We start from the raw sequence: 18566 nt of genomic DNA, 5'->3' as shown, positions 1-18566 counted from the left end.
CGAGTCTGCGACTAGAAGTCGGCTTCCGCCTCGGCTTCGGGATCGGTCAGAACTGCACCGATGCCGAGCTTCTCCTTGATCTTCTTCTCGATCTCGTCGCGTATGTCGGTGTTCTCGAGCAAGAACTTGCGGGCGTTTTCCTTACCCTGACCGAGCTGATCGCCTTCGTACGTGTACCAGGAGCCGGACTTTCGGATGAAGCCCTGATCGACACCCATGTCGATCAGCGAGCCCTCCTTGCTGATGCCCTGCCCGTACAGAATGTCGAACTCTGCCTGCTTGAACGGCGGCGACACCTTGTTCTTGACGACCTTGACGCGGGTGCGGTTACCGACCGCGTCGCCGCCGTCCTTGAGCGTCTCGATGCGCCGGACGTCCAACCGAACGGAGGCGTAGAACTTCAAAGCCTTTCCGCCCGTGGTCGTTTCAGGAGAATTGTGCACCATCACGCCGTCAACGAAGTAGTTGTGATTGCCCTCGACCTCGATGTCGAAACGATGCATCGAACGAGTCTCGGGCTTGACGTGGACATCGAGCACCCGTGCAGGAACCAGATGTTGTGTGGGGTCGACGAACTGCGGCGTCACCGCGCCGAGACCGCGGAACCGCGGCAGGAGCTTGTACTCCATCGACGGGGCCATGTACGGCGCCACGATCTCCTGGAACTTCGCGCTCGCTTCAGTGGTGAACGTGAGAACCGCGACTCCGCGGGCACCCGCATGCCGCAACTTCACGTCGAGACCGTGAGTGTCGCGCAGGTAGTCTCGCACCCGTTCGCGGGAACCCACACTGAACGCCTCGACACAGATTTCGATGCGGCCGCTCCCACCCGCGGTCCGTTGCTGCAGCCCCTGCGACCGCACGCTGAAGGAGCCGTCGTCCATGTACCAGACGGCCAGCGACAGCGGCGTGAGCGCCTTGAGGTACTCCTCTGACAGGAACTTCTTGCCGTCGCCCAGGTAGACCGCGCGTTGAAGCTCGGCGAGCTCGGGCAACGGGGTGAAGTCGACGAACTTGGCGCCCTTGTCGTTGGTGCGCACAGAATGACCGATGTTACCGAGCAGTCCGGACTTCCAGTCGAGGTACTCGTGCTGCTGCGCACCGTGACCCATCCGAAAGCGAACACCGTTGCGGTCTCGACGGTTCGGCGACAGGTTGCCGTCGCCCATCAGCGAGCCGAGGACGACCTCGAACTGCTGGTCACTCAGCCGGTGCGGCTCCATAGCGAGCACGCGGTCGCCCGCAATGATTTCACCCGCGTGGGCCCAGCCTCCGGGCGTGCGGATGAGGTGGTTCGGCGTCGCGGCGAACTGGGAACGACCGTTGCCACCGGACTTCTCGACGGTGAACTGCAGGAAATGATCGGCCGGACCGTTGTCGAACCAGTTGACGATGCGACGGGGAACGATCTTGTCGGTGGCGGGGTCATAGGACATGACCTCGACATCCAGCTTCTGATTGACGATCTTGCCGATCTTCTCGGTCGTGCCGTCGGCCAACTGCACCCTCGTGGAGTAGTTGAAGCAGCCGAACATGACTCCGATCTTCTCTCGGAGCTGGTTGATGAAGATTGCGGTGGTGCCGGAGTTGTTGAGCGCACCCGTCATCTTGCGGAGTGCCTGGCTCATCAGGCGAGCTTGGAGTCCGACGTGGCTGTCGCCCATCTCCCCTTCGATCTCGGCGCGGGGCACAAGGGCTGCGACCGAGTCGATGACGAGGATGTCGAGCGCGCCGGAGCGGATCAGCATGTCGGCGATCTCGAGCGCCTGCTCGCCGGTGTCCGGCTGCGACACGAGCAGGGCGTCGGTGTCGACACCGAGTTTGCGCGCATATTCCGGGTCGAGGGCGTGTTCCGCGTCGATGAACGCGGCGATGCCGCCTGCGGCCTGAGCGTTGGCCACCGCATGGAGTGCCACCGTGGTCTTACCCGAGGATTCCGGCCCGTAGATCTCGACGACTCGGCCGCGAGGCAGGCCGCCGATACCGAGCGCCACGTCGAGCGCGATCGACCCGGTCGGGATCACTGCAATGGGGGGACGCGCATCCTCACCCAGGCGCATCACGGAGCCCTTGCCGAAATTCTTGTCGATCTGCGCCAGGGCAAGCTCGAGCGCCTTTTCGCGATCGTGTGCCTGTGCTGCCATCTTGGTCCCCTTCATCGTGTCCCGTCCTGATTGTCGACGACGCTACAACCGGGCACCGACATCTTTCGCTGCCATGACCGCGGACTCGCCGAAGCTGTGGATGAATTCGCCGCCTGTGAACAGACGCCCTTCACCATCGAACATACCCAGCATAGGGGAACATCTGTTCGAATTCATGCAAATGTGTTCGATCAACGTCGCACGGCGGGCACGTCGAACTCCTCACACAGCGCCCGCCATACCTCGCGAGGCTCCTGACCTGCTTCGATCGCTTGCTCCGCGGTCCGTCCACCCAGCTCGAGCAGAATGTGGTCACGCAGAAGGGCATCGCCGTACACCTGTCCGAATTCGTCTCGGACCATCTCGTGGAACTCTGTCAATCGCACGACACCACCGTAACGGCCGAACCGAATCCCCCGCAGCGACGATCCGATCAGCGAACTGCACCCACACACACCGCGATCGGGTCCTCGACGTCGGTCGCTGTCGCGGCGGCGCGCCTGGCCGCCTCTGTGAACCTCGGCTCGGCCAGGATCTCCGCAACCGCATCCCGCACCGACGCAGCGTCGAGGGGCCGGACCACCACTGCACTCCCCTGTCGCGCAGCCCTGTTCGCGAGTTCCCACTGATCGCCTCCGCCCGGCACGATCACCGCGGGCACCCCCGCACTCAAGGCCTTCGCGAGCATTCCGTGGCCGCCGCCACAGACAACGACATCGACGTCACGAAGAAGGACATCCTGACGCCCCTGCCCTGCCACCGCCCATTCCGGGAGCACATTTCCGGGCGGGTCGAGCATCGTGGCCGCGACACGCATCCCCAGCCCGTCGAGGCCCTCGCACACCGCATCGAGCATCCCCGCGACCCCGGTAGCTGCCGTCGACGGCGCCACCATCACGAGAGGCCCGTCCCCCGGAGGCGGTTCGAGGACCGTGCCGGTCGGCTCCCAGTGCAGCGCTCCGACGACGTGAGCGTTCGACGGCCAATCCGGTCTCGGTACCTCGAGAGCGGGCACTGTTGCGACGAGCCTCGCCTGCGGACCAGGATCTCGCGCAGGGAGACCGATCCCCACGCGTGCGGCGGAACGTTCATGTTCCCCCTGCCGTAAGGATCGCGCTGTGAGGCGGCGTAACAGGGCGTCACGCGCCCGACCGCCAAGGCCTGTCCCGGGCTCGAGTCCACTGCCGATCGGAGGCAGACCGCGCGACGGCAGATACAGCGGGTGGGGAGACAACTCGACCCACGGAATTCCGAGCCGCTCGGCGGCCATACCGCCACCCGCGGTGATGACATCCGAGACGACGAGATCAGGCAGAAGCGCGCTGAGACCGGGGAGCAGAAGAGTCGCGATGTGCGCGGCCCGCGCGTGAATCTTCGCACCCGCATCGCCGTCGTCGTCGTCGCCCCTCGGCGTCAGTCCGTCGAGCGGGGCCACCGTCACGCCGGGTACATCGACGCCGAACCAACGCTCGCCGGTGAAGAGCACCGCTTCATGACCGGCATCGACGAACCGCCTGCTCAGCGCAATGGCCGGAATCGCGTGTCCCGCATCGGGCCCGGCCACCAATGCCACTCGCATCGGCCCAGACTGCCACAGATCGTGATCGCCGCAGCACACCGGTCACCGCGCACGCAGGCGCCGACTCCAGGTCTAGCCGGCGAACGTGTACAGATCGAAGCCCACGGCGCGGGCCGCCGGGAACCCGGGCAGCGGCCCCGTAGCCATCTCGACCTGTGCTCGGGCCTGTTCCAGGACGTCTGTGTCGGAGAGGGCCTCGAGATACCGACGGTGCGCGGCGAGCGAGTCCACCGCTACGTCGACCGTGTCGGTGACATCGACTGCGTGGGACGCGCCCGGAGTATTGACCGCTGCCCACCGCACTCCGGACCACGGCGCGAACCCTTGCTCCACGCCGAGTTCCGGAAAGATCCATTCGTTGGCGGCATCGGAGACGGCATCGAGCACACACAGCCCCAACGCACGATGGTCGGCGCTGTTCAGTGCGCCCGGGAACCACGTGAGGCCGAAATTCGCGGTCACCACCATCTCGGGCCGGTGCCTCCTGATCGCTCCTGCCACGTCACGCCGCAAGTCCGGTCCCGCGACGAGGCGCCCGTCCGGGTGGCCGAGGAACTCGACGGTCTCGACGCCGACGATCGCCGCTGATGCCCGCTCCTCTTCCTCCCGGAGCGGACCGCACTCTGCGGGCGGCAAGCTTGCTATCCCGGCCTCACCACTGGTGGCAAGAACATACCGGATGTCTTTGCCCTGCCGAGTCCACCGGGCCACCGCCGCAGCCGCGCCGTACTCGATGTCGTCGGGATGAGCAACGACGACGATTCCCCTCGTCCAGTCCTCCGGCACAGGTTCCATGCGTCCACTATGCGGTCTCGCTCAGACCCGCGTGATGTCGTCGCGCCGATTTCCTCCGGAGATGGCTTTGTACAGCATGTAACCGCCGAATGCGATCGCACCCAGCACCAGGATCCCGAACAGGTGGTCGAACACTGCGCCGATCACCGCAAGCCCGATCCATACCAGCACCACTACTCCGACAATCTTCCAGAACATCGTCTTCTCCCGCCTCGTGCCTGAGCACGTTCCGTGTCGTACTCACACGATCCTGACACGACACCGTTGAGAAAACACCAGCTCAGAGCATAGATCAGGGAAAAATCAGGGGATACCCGCAGAAGCCGGGGAGACCACTCGGGGTCGGCGTTCACCCAGGGTGGTGGTGCGGAGGTCTCCGCACCCGCCTACGCTCGACGGGTTTGGTCCTCAAATTCGGAAGTCGACTGTCGGAAGCTGAGTGAACGTGTCCCCGAGCCGCCTGACCCCCGCCCGCGATCTGGCGCAGATCGCGGTATTCGCCGCCCTCATCATCGCTCTCGGCCTGCCAGGCCAGATCACGATCGGTTCCTCGGGCGTCCCGATCACCCTGCAGACCCTCGGCGTCATGCTCGCCGGTGCTCTGCTCGGCGCGCGTAAGGGCATGCTGTCGGTCTCGACCGTGATCCTTCTCGGGCTTGCGCTTCCGGTACTCGCAGGGGGACGGACCACACTCACCTCGCTCGCCGGCCCTACGGCAGGCTTCCTGCTCGGCTGGATTCCGGCAGTTGCGGTGATCGGGTGGCTCAGCGCGCGCATGCTTCCCCGCTATCGTGTCCTCCCGGGTATCGCGGCGAATGTACTCGGCGGCATTGTGGTGCTGTACGCGTTCGGAATTGCCGGCATGGTGCTGCGAACCGATCTGACCGTGTGGGCCGCTCTCGCAGCCAACGTCGCGTTCCTTCCTGGCGACCTGTTCAAGGCCGTCGTTGCCGCCGCAGTGGCCGCCCAGGTGCATCGGGCCTATCCCGCCCTGCTCATGTCCCCGATCAGACACGCGCCCAACGCCGACCCCGCGCACTGAACGCTGCACCACACGATGAGCGAGATTCGTTTCCAGCAGGTCCGCCACGCCTATGGTGAGCGTGCGGTCCTCGACGACGTGAACGTCGTCCTGACCGAACCCCGCATCGGCATCGTCGGCGCGAACGGCAGCGGCAAGTCGACACTCGCACGCATGATCAACGGGTTGGTCGTCCCCACTTCCGGTTCGGTGACCGTCGACGGACTCGACACCGGCCGCAAAGGGCGCGAGGTCCGTAAACGCGTCGGATTCGTCTTCACCGACCCGGATCACCAGATCGTGATGCCGACAGTCGCAGAGGACGTCGCATTCTCCCTGCGCCGCAGCTCCCTCGGTAAAGCCGAGCGCAACGAGCGAGTCCGGCAGGTGCTCGACGACTTCGGTCTCGCCGCGCATCATGACCACCCGAGTCACCTCCTGTCCGGGGGGCAGAAACAGTTGCTCGCGCTCGCCGCGATCATGGTCACCGACCCGCAGATCCTGGTCGCGGACGAACCGACCACTCTCCTCGACCTACGCAACACCAAACTGATCGCCCGGACTTTCTCGAACCTCCGACAGCAGCTGATCGTCGTGACCCACCAGCTCGATCTGCTCGGCGACTTCGATCGGGTACTCGTCGTCGATGCCGGACGCATCGTTGCCGACGATGCACCGGGTCCGGCGATCAGGTTCTACCGGGACCTCATCGGGTGAGCATCGTCGGCCTGCACCACCCTGGGCACTCCCCGCTGCACCGCTTGCCTGCCGGAGCCAAGCTCATTGTCGTGTCACTGACGATCGTTGTCATGACGCTGTGGATCCGGCAGCCGTGGCAGGTCCTGCCCTGTGCGGTCGCCGTGGCAGGTGCCTACACCCTCGCCCGGATCCCGGTACGGCTCGCCACAACGCAATTGCGACCGCTGCTGTGGATGCTCGCGATCATCGCGGTTTTCCAGATGATCGTGGCGGGATGGGAACGCGCCGTCGTGATCTGTGGATCGCTGTTTCTGGCGATTGCTCTCGCCCTGCTGATCACACTGACCACCCGCATGACGGACATGCTCGACGCGATCGTTGCGGCTGTGCGGCCGCTTCGGCGGGTGGGAGTGGACCCGGACCGCGTGGGACTCGTGCTCGTGATGACGATCCGTTGCATTCCGCTGTTGGGATCGATGGTCGCGCGTGTCACCGAGGCTCGTAAAGCACGCGGGCTGGGCTTCTCATTGCGGGCTCTGGTCGTGCCCGTCGTAGTGGGCGCGCTCATGACCGCAGAGGCGATGGGAGAGGCGCTCGCGGCACGCGGTGTCGACGACTGACAGGGTCGACGACTGACAGCTGTACGCGGCCGTTTCTCGCCGACGCAATAGCGGTTCAGTGTCGGTGGCGTTCCTGGATCTGCTCGATCTCACGCCAGGACTGCGCCCAGCTCTCCAGCCGTTCCGACGCATCGATGAGTTCGGTCCGCTGCCGGTCGAGGAACGCCATCGACCGTGTACCTTCGGGCGCTGCGGCGAGTTTCGCAGCAGCGGAGACGAGCTGTTCGTATTGGTCGACGCCCGAGTCGAGCCGCTGCCCCGCCGCCATGATGGCAGGACCCAGGTGAACGCCTGCCGCCTCGCTGGCTCGGGCAGCCGATTCGAGCGCCACGATGTCCTCGACGACGCTGTCGAGCGCCGACGACGCCGACCGGGCGGCCTCTCCGATCTCCTCGAGGTCGTCACCCGCCACTGCACCGGACTTGGAGACGACGGCGAGTAATCGCTCGAGGCCCTGCTCGTTACTCGACAGCCGTTGCATTGCAGCTCGGGCCACCGATCCGGTCGGCGGCAAGGACCTGCGCGCCGGAGCGGCGGGTGGGAGTGGAACCGCGTCGAGACGACGGAAGGTGCGCAACGCAAAGATCGCCGGTACCGCGAACACGGCGGTTGCACCGCCGGTAGCGACCACCGTCCACTCGGGCGCCGACGCCGCGACCAGAGTTGCAGTGCCGATACCCCACGTTCCGGCGGTCATACCGAAGAATCCGGCACGACGACGTGCACGGCGCTTCTTTCGTCGAAGTTTCGCCGCCGGATCACGCCATCGGCGCGCGACGTCCACCGCAGCGTCGGTCACCTCCCTGAGCGCGGCGACGGCCGGACCGGGCGTCATTCCGGTCCGGCCGTCGTCGGGTGTGCTCATGGTTGTCGAGTTCCGCTCGATGGAGGTTGCGCGACTACTGGGACCCTGCAGAGCCAGCAGCGTTCGGAGGTTCCTTTGCAGTATTGACGGCGGGATTCGCCGGTGCGCCGCCCGGCAGTGCGTCGCCCTTCATCGAAGCACGGATCTGTTCGAGACGGCTGTGACCGGCCATCTGAACAGTGGCCTGCTGCACTTCGAGCATGCGTCCCTGTACCGAGTTCTGGGCGAGCTCGGCCGAGCCGAGTGCGGTGGCGTAGCGCTGCTCGATCTTCTCGCGCACGGCATCCAGGCTCGGCGTGGTGCCCGGAGCTGAGAGTGTCGAGTCCATGGACCGCAGCGATTCGCTGACGCGTTCTTGCATCTTGGCCTGCTCGAGCTGGCTGAGCAGCTTGGTGCGCTCGGCCACCTTCTGCTGTAGCGCCATGGCGTTCTGCTCGACGGCCTTCTTGGCCTGAGCCGCCGCTTGCAGCGACTGGTCGTGCAGGACCTTCAGATCCTCGACCGACTGTTCGGCGGTGACAAGCTGCGCGGCGAACGCCTCGGCTGCATTCGTGTACTGGATCGCCTTCTCCGTGTCGCCGGCGTTGCTGGCCTGGTCGGCCATCATAACGGCTTGACGAGCGCTCGCATTGAGCTTCTCGACCTCGTCCAGCTGCCGGTTCAGCTTCATCTCCAGCTGGCGCTGGTTGCCGATCACTGATGCTGCCTGCTGCGACAACGCCTGGTGCTGACGCTGCGCATCCTCGATCGCCTGCTGAATCTGAACCTTCGGATCGGCCTTCTCATCGATCTTGGAGTTGAAGAGCGCCATGAGGTACTTCCAACCCTTGACGAACGGATTAGCCATGGGTGTGATCCCGCCTCCATCTGTACGCCGCGCCGAACGCGACCCGGTGCGCGACCCTCGCACACCGGTTCCGGTTCGCCGTGCCGGTCACCTTCGACTCGACCGATCCGGCGATCCCACCTGGCGACTCGAGCCACCCCCCGGGACGGTGACCCACGCTGTGTCGCTTTCGTCCGTATTCGGCGAGGCCGACACGGTCGCGATCCATGTTATGCCGCAGCGAGCGCCCGTGCCGCCGGTGCCGGAATCACCACGCGAGTCTCCTGCGTGATGAGCGACTCCTGGGCAAGCAGCGAGTCCGAGTTCAGAAGGGCTGCGTCGACTGTTTCGACACCCGACTCGGGGTGCGCCGCGTCCGGGCCTGCGTAGCCACCCGGCATCATCACGTCCGCGCCGGTACCCTGCAGAGCCCGGTCGGCAAGCGACTCACTGACGTCGAAAAGCACATCGGACAGGGGCACGTCGAGTGCGTCGCAGATCGCGGCGAGCAGTTCGCTCGATGCTTCCTTCCGCCCTCGTTCGACCTCCGAGAGGTAACCGAGACTGACCCTGGCGCTGCTGGAGACTTCACGCAGGGTGCGGCTCTGCGAAACACGGGTGCGCCGAAGGCTGTCACCGAGTGCCTCACGCAACAACAGCGCCATCGCATCCTCCTTCGTCCGTCGTGCCTATACCTCGACAACGCGCGACACGGTCGCGAGGTTCCCGGGCATCCACCGGACTTCGAATACCGCGGTGCACAGACATTACAACGCCGCCTGGGAACCCCAGCGCGTGAGTAGCCATACCTTCTGGTGAGCAAACATGAACATGCCCAGTTCGCTTCGTCATCAGGCAGCTCACGTCGCAGTGTCCTCGGCCGGAGCATGACGTGCTCTCACGCGGGATCACCGTTCAGGTGCTCCTGTTCGGCGCGACGTACTCCGGCGCGCAGCCTCGCCGCCTGGACGACGTAATCGAGCCCGGTGACGACCGTGAGCACTACCGCCAGCACGATCAAAGCCATAGCGAACGGTGCCACGACGTCGGGCAGCGGAAGCAGATACACGCCGATCGCGACGGTCTGTACCAACGTTTTGAGTTTGCCGCCACGACTGGCGGGTATCACTGCGTGCCGTAGTACTGCGAAGCGCAGTGCGGTGATACCGAGCTCGCGCACGGCGATGATGCCGGTTATCCACCACGACAGATCTCCGAGCAGCGACAGCCCGACCAGGGCGGCCCCGATGAGCGCCTTGTCCGCGATCGGATCGGCCATTTTGCCGAAGTCCGTGACGAGCCCGAGCCTGCGGGCGAGCTGACCGTCGATACGGTCGGTGATCGCGGCGATCGCGAAGACCGCTGCTGCCGCGAGCCGCCAGAGAGTCTCCTGCCCATCGCCGATGAACAAGAAGACGAGGAACACCGGTACCAGTGCAATGCGCAGCACCGTGAGTATGTTGGCGATATTCCACAGCGGGACCGGGTCGTGCGCGGAACCGGCATTCGGTCCCGGTGCGGCGCCGCTCCCGCCCGATGCGGCAACGGACTGGCGGGGCGTGCTCATGCGCCCACAATATCGGTACATTCACGCGCTACTGTTCACCGCATGACTTCACCGGCCCACGAACAGGACACGAACGACCGGATTGTCGTGCGGCGCGCCCGAACCTCCGACGTGCCGGGAATAAAACAGCTGATCGACATCTACGCCGGGAAGATTCTTCTCGAAAAGAATCTCGTGACCTTGTACGAATCCGTTCAGGAGTTCTGGATCGCCGAACTCGGAGGCAAACTGGTCGGGTGCGGGGCCCTCCACGTTCTGTGGTCGGACCTCGGCGAGATTCGCACCATCGCGGTAGACCCCCAGGTCACAGGACGCGGCACAGGGCACCTCATCGTCTCGCGCTTGATCGAGGTCGCGCGTGAACTCGAACTCGAACGGCTTTTCGTCCTGACTTTCGAGGTCTCGTTCTTCGCACGCCACGGGTTCGCGGAGATCGACGGAACGCCGGTGACCTCCGAGGTCTTCGCAGAGATGTGCCGGTCGTACGATACGGGCGTTGCGGAATTCCTGGACTTGAGCTACGTGAAGCCCAACACGCTCGGCAACACCCGGATGTTGCTCACCCTGTGAGTTCAGCTCCCGCGATCCGAGAATCCCGAACGCTCGATCCTGTACGGAAGTGAGAACCCATGGCCCTGTTCGCTGTCGAATACACCTACTCCGATGCCACCACCGCAGCCCGCGACGAGCACCGCCCGAAGCACCGTGCCTGGCTCGGAGATCTGGTCGAGAAAGGCACGGTGCGGGCGACTGGGCCGTGGGCCGACGGTTCCGGCGCGCTGATCCTCATCGACGTCGCCGACGAGGCATCAGCGCACGACCTGATGGCGCAGGATCCGTTCGCTCAGCTGACGCTGATCGACGCCGTCCGGATCACCGGCTGGAATCCGGTGATGGGTGTGTTCAACGACTGAGACCCTTCGCCCCGGTCGTGTTGTCACCGGGCTCGTCGTCCTGCCTCTTGTCGTCGTTTCGAGACTTGATCAAGCTCGCGACCGTGGTGACGATGAGCACCCCGACGATCACGATCAGCGACACTGCAGTCGAGATCTCCGGGACCATCACGTGTTCGCCACCGTTGATGAATCCGAGTGTGTTCTCGTGCAGCGCGTGGAGGATCAGCTTGACGCCGATGAAGCCGAGAATCACCGATAGGCCGTACGAGAGAAAGACAAGGCGCTCGAGCAAACCACCGATGAGGAAGAACAGCTGACGTAGCCCCATCAGAGCGAAGGCGTTGGCAGTGAACACCAGGTACGGCTCGCTGGTCAGTCCGTAGATCGCGGGGATCGAATCGAGCGCGAAGAGGATGTCGGTGAAGCCGATCGCGAGCAACGCGAGCAGCATCGGGGTGACCATCTTCTTGCCGTCGATGCGGGTAACCAGCTTGTCGCCGTCGTATTCGTCGTGGACCGGCAGGAACTTGCGGGCGAGAACGACCATCTTGTTCTCGGACACACTCTCGGTTTCATCGCCGTGGTCGCGGATGAGCTTGACGGCCGTGTAGATCAGGAAGAATCCGAACAGGTAGAACACCCAGCTGTAGGCGTTGATCGCGGCTGCTCCGACCGCGATGAAGATGCCGCGCATCACCAGCGCCAGCACGATCCCGATCGTGAGGACCTTCTGCTGAAATTCACGCGGTACCGCGAAGGTCGCCATGAGGATGACGAAGACGAAGAGGTTGTCGACCGACAGCGCCTTCTCGGTGATGTAGCCGGCGAAGTACTCGCCGCCGTACGTCGGCCCCCACACCAAGAACACGACGACACCGAAGACGATCGCGATGGCGATGAACACCGCGGACCAGAAACCGGATTCCCGCAGGGTCGGCGCGTGTGGTTTGCGGACGTGAGCGAAGAAATCGAAGACGAACAGCCCGATGATCACTGCGATCGTGATCAACCAGGTCGTCAATGTGACGTGCATATGCACCTCGGCCTTCCGGTAGGTATGCGTACCTGCCGGAGGTCTCTCCCGCCCGGGAACGAATCCCGGACCGGCAGTCCCGGAGCGACAGCGGTGCCGAACGTGTTGACGAGACTGCCGCGAATAAGGGGATACTCCCCTCCACAGCTGTCACGATTGTGCCACATCTTCTACGCGGCGCACGCCGCGACACGTCACATGCCGCCGGCGTCACCTTCGGCCGCATCGCCACCGCCCCGGATCGAATAGAGCAGACCGTCGAGTTCATCCGGCTTGACGAGTACCTCACGAGCCTTGCTTCCTTCGCTCGGTCCCACCACGCCTCGGGTCTCCATGAGATCCATCAAACGGCCGGCCTTCGCGAACCCGACGCGGAGTTTGCGCTGCAGCATCGAGGTCGATCCGAACTGACTCGTGACCACGAGTTCGACCGCCTGCAGGAACACATCGAGGTCGTCGCCGATGTCGGGATCGACATCCTTCTTCTCGCCGGCCTTCGGAACCGTGACGCCCTCGTTGTACTCGGGCTCGGCCTGGGTTTTCGAGAACTCGACCACCGCCGAGATCTCCTCGTCGGTGATGAACGCGCCCTGCATACGGATCGGTTTGCCTGCACCCATCGGCAGGAAGAGTCCGTCGCCCATACCGATGAGCTTCTCGGCGCCGGGCTGATCGAGGATGACCCTCGAGTCGGTCAGCGAGCTCGTCGCGAACGCGAGTCGTGAGGGCACGTTCGTCTTGATCAGGCCGGTCACGACGTCGACGGATGGCCGCTGGGTGGCCAGCACGAGGTGGATACCGGCGGCACGAGCCTTCTGAGTGATCCGCACGATCGCGTCCTCGACGTCGCGCGGCGCGGTCATCATGAGGTCCGCGAGCTCGTCGACAATGGCCAGAATGTACGGATACGGGCGGTAGACACGCTCACTGCCCAGCGGCGCGGTGATCTCACCCGACTTCACCTTCGCATTGAAGTCGTCGATGTGCCGTACCCGGTTGGCCTGCATGTCCTGGTAGCGCTGCTCCATCTCTTCGACAAGCCACGCCAGGGCGGCTGCAGCCTTCTTCGGCTGCGTGATGATCGGTGTGATCAGGTGTGGAATACCCTCGTACGGCGTCAGTTCGACCATCTTCGGGTCGATGAGGATCATTCGCACTTCTTCCGGTGTCGCACGAATGAGCAGCGACACCAGCATGGAGTTGACGAAACTGGACTTTCCGGAGCCGGTGGAACCTGCCACAAGGAGGTGCGGCATCTTCGCAAGGTTTGCGGAGACGAAGTCGCCTTCGATGTCCTTGCCCAGACCGATGACGAGCGGATGGTGATCGCGCCGAGTGGAGGCAGCCCCCAGCACGTCGGACAGGCGTACGAGTTCGCGATCGGAATTGGGTACCTCGATGCCGACCGCGGACTTCCCGGGAATCGGTGCGAGCAACCGGACGTTGTCGGTCGCGACTGCGTACGCGATGTTGCGTGCGAGGGCAGTGATCTTCTCGACCTTCACACCGGGCCCGAGTTCGACCTCGTATCGCGTGACGGTCGGGCCTCGGGTGAAACCGGTGACCGCCGCGTCGATCTTGAACTGCTCCAGGACCTCGGTGATCGCCTCGATCATCTGATCGTTGGCCGCCGAGCGAGTCTTGGGCGGGTCACCCTCCATCAACAGGGACAGGGACGGGAGTGTGTAGTCGCCCTCGACGACCCGGTCCGGAACGAGGGGCTCCATGACGTCGGAAGCGGGCTCCGGCGGGGCGGGCGTCGGCACCACCGCCGCGGCTGTGGACGCCTTCGGCTTGGCGCGGGCTCGCGGTTTCGGAGCTTCCGGCTCCGGTTCCGGCTCGGGCGCCGTCGACGTGTCCGGCTCGTCCCACAGCGGCAGGACCTCGGTGCGTGCGTCGCCGTCGAACTCGTCGGTCGGGTAGTTCTCGCTGGGGGTCCGACGACGGCGCGACCGCGGTTTCTCGGTGTCGTCCTCGTGGAGCAAGGGATTGAGATGGTCTGAGTAGCCGTCGTGCTCGGGGTCGTATGCGCCGTACTCGTCGTAATGCCCGTACCCGTCGTCATCGCGGTAGGGCAGGCCGAAGAAATCGCGGAAGAGTTCGGGTAGTTCACGGATCGTGGTGCCGGTGATCAGCAGGATCCCGAAACCCATGGCCATCAACATCAACGGTACCGACAACCACACCGTCAGGCCGGCGGTGACCGGACCGCCGACGGCTGCACCCACGAAGCCCGCGCCCTCCGAGCGCCCGTCGGCGTCGGTGGGTGAGCCGGACGCGATGTGCCAGAGTCCCAGCGCAGGGAGCGCGACGAGCAGCGACCCGAGTACCAGGCGTGGGCGAGCTTCGGGCCAGGGTTCGGTCCGCATGAGAACCACCGCCACACCGACGGCGACGAGAGGTAATACGGCACTCGCCCCGCCCGTGACCGCCCGTACTCCGGTTTCGATCCATTCACCGACCGGTCCGCCTACGCCGAACCACACGGAACCTGCGACAACCACCGCGAACGCGACGAGACCGAGTGCGATTCCGTCACGACGGTGACCATGTTCGATATCGGTCGCACGTCCCATCGTCCGCGTGGTGGCACCGAGTCCACGGGCGATCATGAACCAGGTGGCACCGACGCTCTTGCCGATCGCTGTGAGCAGTCCTCCCGATGCTCGGCGAGGTGGCGCGGCGGAACCTCCCCTCGGGCGCCTCGCGGGGGTTCGACGCGCCGCGGACGAGGCACGCGCACCGGAAGCCTGAGGCTGACGTTTGCCGGGCGACTTGGAACTCGAGGATTTCGCGGCCGGTTTCCTCGGCGCCGATTTCTTCGCAGTCGATCCCTTCGCGGAACGCGCGGCGGGTGTTCTCGCAGACGAGGTCGATCTGGTGGCGGCAGCCTCCGCTCGACCGGATGAGGTCGACGCGCGCGTACCCGACCGCGACCGAGAGGTCGCAGCGGACGATGCGCGGCTACCCGACTTTCCTGCCATATCCGCCAGGGTAGCCGCATGGGCCACTGGCGAACCATCAGCAACACGGGGCCCACACGGCGGCACTGGTCACAGCACGGAACCGGAAGGTTACTCCCCGGCGGCGATACGTGCTGCTCAGAGCCCCCTTCTCGAACCTGCGAGCTCAGCGATATCCACCTCGGCCCCCTCTTGTTCGAGGCGCACCTCGTCGCGCCCGAACGCGTGAAGAAGCAATTCGGACGGCCGTCCGCTCAATACGACGGTGCGCGGCCCTCGCTTGCGCACGGTCACTCGCTCACCGCCCGGGCGCTCGAACACGACGGTGATGTCGCTGCCTCCGTAGCTTGTGCGACCGATGGTCCGCGCATACTTCCAGAGTTGATCCTCATCGTCCGCAGGCAGGGGACGCGGTTCCCATCCCGGAACGCTCCGTCGCACGTCCTCGTGGTGCACGAACATCTCGGTGGCATTCGCCACCGAGTCGACGAGATATAGGGGCGACCACTTGGGAGGCCCGGAATCGATGTCGGCGAGCAGGTGCGCCCACTGACGGTCGGTCACCTCGCGGCGGACCTTCTCTGTGTGCGCTGCGAACGCCGGGATCATGATTCCGGGCATCGTATCGATGCGGCGTTCGCGCACCAGCAGATGCGCCGCGAGGTCGCGTGTCGTCCAGTCACCACAAAGCGTCCGGGCTTCCGGACCGACCTCCGACATCGTCTTGACCAAGGCGTGCCGTTCACGTCGAGCAAGGCTCATTCCGCCACTCTAACGAGCAACTCGCGCGACGGCACCACCGATCCCGGCGTGTGTCTCAGGAGACCGCGATGACCGTGGGAACGATCATCGGCCGACGCCGGTATGTGTCGGCAACCCACCGACCGACGACACGACGGATGCCCTGCGCGATGCGGTGAGTTTCGGTCACGCCTTCCGAGGCGAGTTCGTTGAGTGCCTTGTCCACCAGTTGCGCTGCTTCGTTGAGCGCAGTCGGATCGTCGGAGAACCCTCGCCCCGAGACCTCCGGTGCGCTCACCGCACGACCGGTCGTGGCATCGACGGCGACGGAAATCGAGATGAAGCCGCCTTCTCCGAGGATCAACCGGTCCGACAGGGTGGACTCGCCCACGTCGCCGACGGAGAGGCCGTCGACGTACACATGGCCGACCGGTACCCGGCCGACGATCTCCGCGAGTCCGTCGACCATGTCGACGACAACGCCGTCCTCCGCGAGCACGATCCGCTCCTTCGGCACACCGGTCGCTTCCGCGAGCGCCGCATTGGCACGGAGGTGCCGCCACTCGCCGTGCACCGGCATCGCATTGGTGGGTCGCACCGCGTTGTACAGGTACAACAGCTCACCGGCCGAGGCGTGGCCCGAGACGTGCACTTTCGCGTTCTGCTGCGTGACGACAGTGGCGCCGCGCTTCGCGAGCCCGTTCACCACTGCGAACACCGAGTTCTCATTGCCAGGGATCAGCGACGACGCAAGGACCACGAGGTCGTTTTCCTTGACGTTGATCTGTCGGTGTTCGCCGCGCGCCATTCGCGAGAGGGCAGACAACGGTTCGCCCTGTGAACCCGTCGAGACCAGCACGAGCCGATCGTCCGGCAGCGATGCCGCTGTGTCGATGTTGACCTCGAGGCCGTCCGGCACGTTGAGGTAACCGAGATCCTGCGCGATCTGCATGTTGCGCACCATCGAACGCCCGACGAACGCGACCCGCCGGTTGTAGCGATGCGCAACGTCGACGACCTGCTGGATTCGGTGAACATGACTCGCGAACGACGCGACGATGACACGGTTCTTCGCTTTGCCGATGACATTGTCGAGCACGCCGCCGATCTCGCGTTCCGGGGTCACGAACCCGGGAACCTCGGCGTTGGTGGAGTCGACGAGGAACAGGTCGACGCCCTCGTCGCCGAGACGTGAGAACCCGGCGAGATCGGTGAGCCGGTTGTCGAGCGGCAGCTGGTCGAGCTTGATGTCTCCGGTATGCAGCACGACGCCGGCCGAAGTGTGGATCGCCACCGCGATCGCATCCGGGATCGAGTGATTGACGGCGAAGTACTCGCACTCGAACGGTCCGTGGGTGGTCCGCTCCCCTTCGGTGACCTCGGTGAGGTTCGGGCGCAGCCGGTGCTCGCGACACTTGGCGGAAACAAGCGCGAGCGTGAACTTCGAACCCACGACCGGAATATCCGGACGCAGTCGCAGCAGGAACGGCAGTGCGCCGATGTGGTCTTCGTGACCGTGGGTCAGGACGACCGCTTCGATGTCGTCCATCCGATCTTCGATGTACCGGAAGTCGGGGAGGATCAGGTCGACGCCCGGCTGCTGGTCCTCGGGGAAGAGGACACCACAGTCGACGATGAGAAGACGACCCTGGTGCTCGAACACCGTCATGTTGCGGCCGATCTCTCCGATGCCACCGAGCGCGACGACGCGCAAACCGGTCTTCGGAGCTTTCGGCGGGGTGCCGAGGCGCGCAGTGGGGTCCGTCGTAGGTCTCGGGTCCGGACGCTTCATTGCGGCGGAGTTCTGGCTGACGCGGCGGGTGGGCTTGGACGTCGGGGGCCCGGCGTTGCGGGTCGCGCGACCACGGCCACGATTGGGACGGCTCATCACAGCACCCCCGCTGCGTGCAGATCTGCGGCCAGCGCGTCGATCTGAGCGGTCACCGGGGCAACTTGCGGTAGGCGTGGTTCCCCGACATCGATTCCCATCAACCGTAAGCCGGCCTTGGAGGCGCTCACCCCACCGAGCCGCGCGACCGCACGGTAGATGGGGATCAAGGACAGGTTGATCTTCCGTGCGAGTTCGAGGTCGCCTTCGACGAAAGCGGCGTGCAGTTCGCGTAGGCGTCCGGGAACCAGGTGTCCGATGACGCTCACGAAGCCAACCGCACCGACGGAGAGCCACGGCAGATTCAGCGGGTCGTCGCCCGAATAGAACTTCAGGTCGGTGGTGCCGATCAATTCTGCACCGGCGTTGAGGTCACCCTTGGCGTCCTTGACCGCGACGATGCGTGGATGTTCCGCCAGCAGGCGCAGAGTCTCCGTTTCGACCGGGACGACCGAGCGTGGCGGAATGTCGTAGATCATGACCGGAAGATCGGTGGCATCGGCCACCGCAACGAAATGCGCGTAGAGGCCGGCCTGCGGCGGCCGGGAGTAGTACGGGGTGACGACGAGCAGGCCGTGGGCCCCAGCACGAGCGGCGTCGCGGGCGAGCTCGACGCTGTGGGCGGTGTCGTTGCTTCCTGCGCCCGCGATGATCTTCGCGCGGTCGCCGACAGCGGCGAGCACGGCCCGCATCAGTTCGATCTTCTCGTTCTCGGTGGTGGTGGGCGATTCGCCGGTGGTGCCGGCGAGAACCAGTGCGTCGCATCCCCCCTCTACGAGATAGGTCGCGAGGCGAACACCCGCATCGATATCGAGCTTGCCCTCGGCAGTGAACGGGGTCACCATCGCTGTTGCGATGGTGCCGAACGGAAGCTCGACAGCAGTTGCGGAATCACCGTTGGTCATGGTCAGAAGGCTACCGCGTAGAAG

The 18566-nt window shown here is 64.9% G+C and carries 19 protein-coding genes; 5 read left to right on the top strand and 14 right to left on the bottom strand.

The features are described 5' to 3' along the window. Positions 1–11: 11 nt before the first annotated feature. The 5 genes from recA to ACTDXD_RS22380 all read right to left on the bottom strand — a co-directional run bounded on the left by recA (position 12) and on the right by ACTDXD_RS22380 (position 4716). Positions 12–2144: an intein-containing recombinase RecA gene (recA, locus tag ACTDXD_RS22400; RefSeq protein ID WP_440127755.1), complete on the bottom strand. Its 2133-nt coding sequence runs from the start codon at positions 2142–2144 to the stop codon at positions 12–14. Between the two features lie 191 nt (positions 2145–2335). Beyond that, positions 2336–2530, bottom strand: coding sequence for a DUF3046 domain-containing protein (locus ACTDXD_RS22395; RefSeq protein ID WP_440124400.1), 195 nt, complete (start codon positions 2528–2530; stop codon positions 2336–2338). A gap of 47 nt (positions 2531–2577) precedes the next feature. Further along, positions 2578–3723, bottom strand: a complete 1146-nt coding sequence (locus ACTDXD_RS22390; protein WP_440124399.1) for a glycosyltransferase — start codon at positions 3721–3723, stop codon at positions 2578–2580. Positions 3724–3795: 72 nt separating this feature from the next. After that, positions 3796–4518 carry a PIG-L deacetylase family protein gene (locus ACTDXD_RS22385; protein ID WP_440124398.1) on the bottom strand — a complete coding sequence of 241 codons (723 nt, stop codon included), beginning with the start codon at positions 4516–4518 and terminating at the stop codon, positions 3796–3798. A 21-nt stretch (positions 4519–4539) separates the two neighbouring features. Then, entirely contained in the window at positions 4540–4716 is a 177-nt protein-coding gene (locus ACTDXD_RS22380; protein WP_169688772.1) for a hypothetical protein, read from the bottom strand. Between the two features lie 247 nt (positions 4717–4963). Between ACTDXD_RS22380 and ACTDXD_RS22375 the strand changes: the two genes are divergently transcribed. Genes ACTDXD_RS22375 through ACTDXD_RS22365 form a run of 3 tightly spaced genes read left to right on the top strand, consistent with a single transcriptional unit; the run spans position 4964 to position 6858 of the window. After that, complete coding sequence (locus ACTDXD_RS22375) at positions 4964–5560, top strand: biotin transporter BioY (protein ID WP_440127754.1); 597 nt, start codon at positions 4964–4966, stop codon at positions 5558–5560. A 15-nt stretch (positions 5561–5575) separates the two neighbouring features. After that, complete coding sequence (locus tag ACTDXD_RS22370) at positions 5576–6256, top strand: energy-coupling factor ABC transporter ATP-binding protein (protein ID WP_440124397.1); 681 nt, start codon at positions 5576–5578, stop codon at positions 6254–6256. Next, on the top strand, positions 6253–6858 hold the full coding sequence (locus ACTDXD_RS22365; RefSeq protein ID WP_440124396.1) for an energy-coupling factor transporter transmembrane component T family protein: 606 nt from the start codon (positions 6253–6255) through the stop codon (positions 6856–6858). Before ACTDXD_RS22370 ends, ACTDXD_RS22365 begins: the two co-directional genes overlap by 4 nt. 55 nt (positions 6859–6913) lie before the next feature. Here ACTDXD_RS22365 and pspM read toward each other — a convergent pair whose 3' ends face one another. From pspM to pgsA, 4 genes are all read right to left on the bottom strand, one after another. Continuing rightward, on the bottom strand, positions 6914–7723 hold the full coding sequence (pspM, locus tag ACTDXD_RS22360; protein WP_440124395.1) for a phage shock envelope stress response protein PspM: 810 nt from the start codon (positions 7721–7723) through the stop codon (positions 6914–6916). 34 nt (positions 7724–7757) lie between these two features. Next, complete coding sequence (locus ACTDXD_RS22355) at positions 7758–8570, bottom strand: PspA/IM30 family protein (RefSeq protein ID WP_330131668.1); 813 nt, start codon at positions 8568–8570, stop codon at positions 7758–7760. Between the two features lie 209 nt (positions 8571–8779). Next, on the bottom strand, positions 8780–9214 hold the full coding sequence (locus tag ACTDXD_RS22350) for a helix-turn-helix domain-containing protein (protein WP_440124394.1): 435 nt from the start codon (positions 9212–9214) through the stop codon (positions 8780–8782). 233 nt (positions 9215–9447) lie between these two features. Further along, entirely contained in the window at positions 9448–10116 is a 669-nt protein-coding gene (gene pgsA / locus ACTDXD_RS22345; protein WP_440124393.1) for a CDP-diacylglycerol--glycerol-3-phosphate 3-phosphatidyltransferase, read from the bottom strand. Between the two features lie 42 nt (positions 10117–10158). Between pgsA and ACTDXD_RS22340 the strand changes: the two genes are divergently transcribed. Continuing rightward, on the top strand, positions 10159–10686 hold the full coding sequence (locus ACTDXD_RS22340) for an amino-acid N-acetyltransferase (protein WP_440124392.1): 528 nt from the start codon (positions 10159–10161) through the stop codon (positions 10684–10686). A gap of 59 nt (positions 10687–10745) precedes the next feature. Next, positions 10746–11030 carry a YciI family protein gene (locus ACTDXD_RS22335; RefSeq protein WP_440124391.1) on the top strand — a complete coding sequence of 95 codons (285 nt, stop codon included), beginning with the start codon at positions 10746–10748 and terminating at the stop codon, positions 11028–11030. Here ACTDXD_RS22335 and ACTDXD_RS22330 read toward each other — a convergent pair. The 5 genes from ACTDXD_RS22330 to dapA all read right to left on the bottom strand — a co-directional run bounded on the left by ACTDXD_RS22330 (position 11020) and on the right by dapA (position 18542). Next, complete coding sequence (locus ACTDXD_RS22330) at positions 11020–12045, bottom strand: TerC family protein (protein ID WP_440124390.1); 1026 nt, start codon at positions 12043–12045, stop codon at positions 11020–11022. The two genes, ACTDXD_RS22335 and ACTDXD_RS22330, sit on opposite strands and share 11 nt — an antisense overlap. A 194-nt stretch (positions 12046–12239) precedes the next feature. Further along, complete coding sequence (locus ACTDXD_RS22325; protein WP_440124389.1) at positions 12240–15029, bottom strand: DNA translocase FtsK; 2790 nt, start codon at positions 15027–15029, stop codon at positions 12240–12242. A gap of 117 nt (positions 15030–15146) precedes the next feature. Next, the gene (locus ACTDXD_RS22320; RefSeq protein ID WP_440124388.1) at positions 15147–15770 is read right to left on the bottom strand and encodes a TIGR03085 family metal-binding protein; all 624 of its coding nucleotides are present in this window, start codon (positions 15768–15770) and stop codon (positions 15147–15149) included. A gap of 55 nt (positions 15771–15825) precedes the next feature. Then, positions 15826–17541 carry a ribonuclease J gene (locus ACTDXD_RS22315; RefSeq protein WP_440127753.1) on the bottom strand — a complete coding sequence of 572 codons (1716 nt, stop codon included), beginning with the start codon at positions 17539–17541 and terminating at the stop codon, positions 15826–15828. 95 nt (positions 17542–17636) lie between these two features. Continuing rightward, on the bottom strand, positions 17637–18542 hold the full coding sequence (gene dapA / locus ACTDXD_RS22310; RefSeq protein ID WP_440124387.1) for a 4-hydroxy-tetrahydrodipicolinate synthase: 906 nt from the start codon (positions 18540–18542) through the stop codon (positions 17637–17639). Positions 18543–18566 lie beyond the last annotated feature (24 nt).

Origin of the sequence: Rhodococcus sp. SJ-3, from assembly GCF_051918125.1 — a bacterium.
GTDB lineage: Bacteria > Actinomycetota > Actinomycetes > Mycobacteriales > Mycobacteriaceae > Rhodococcus.
The sequence above is the reverse complement of the archived record's forward strand: the minus strand, read 5'-3'. Positions and strand labels throughout refer to the sequence as shown.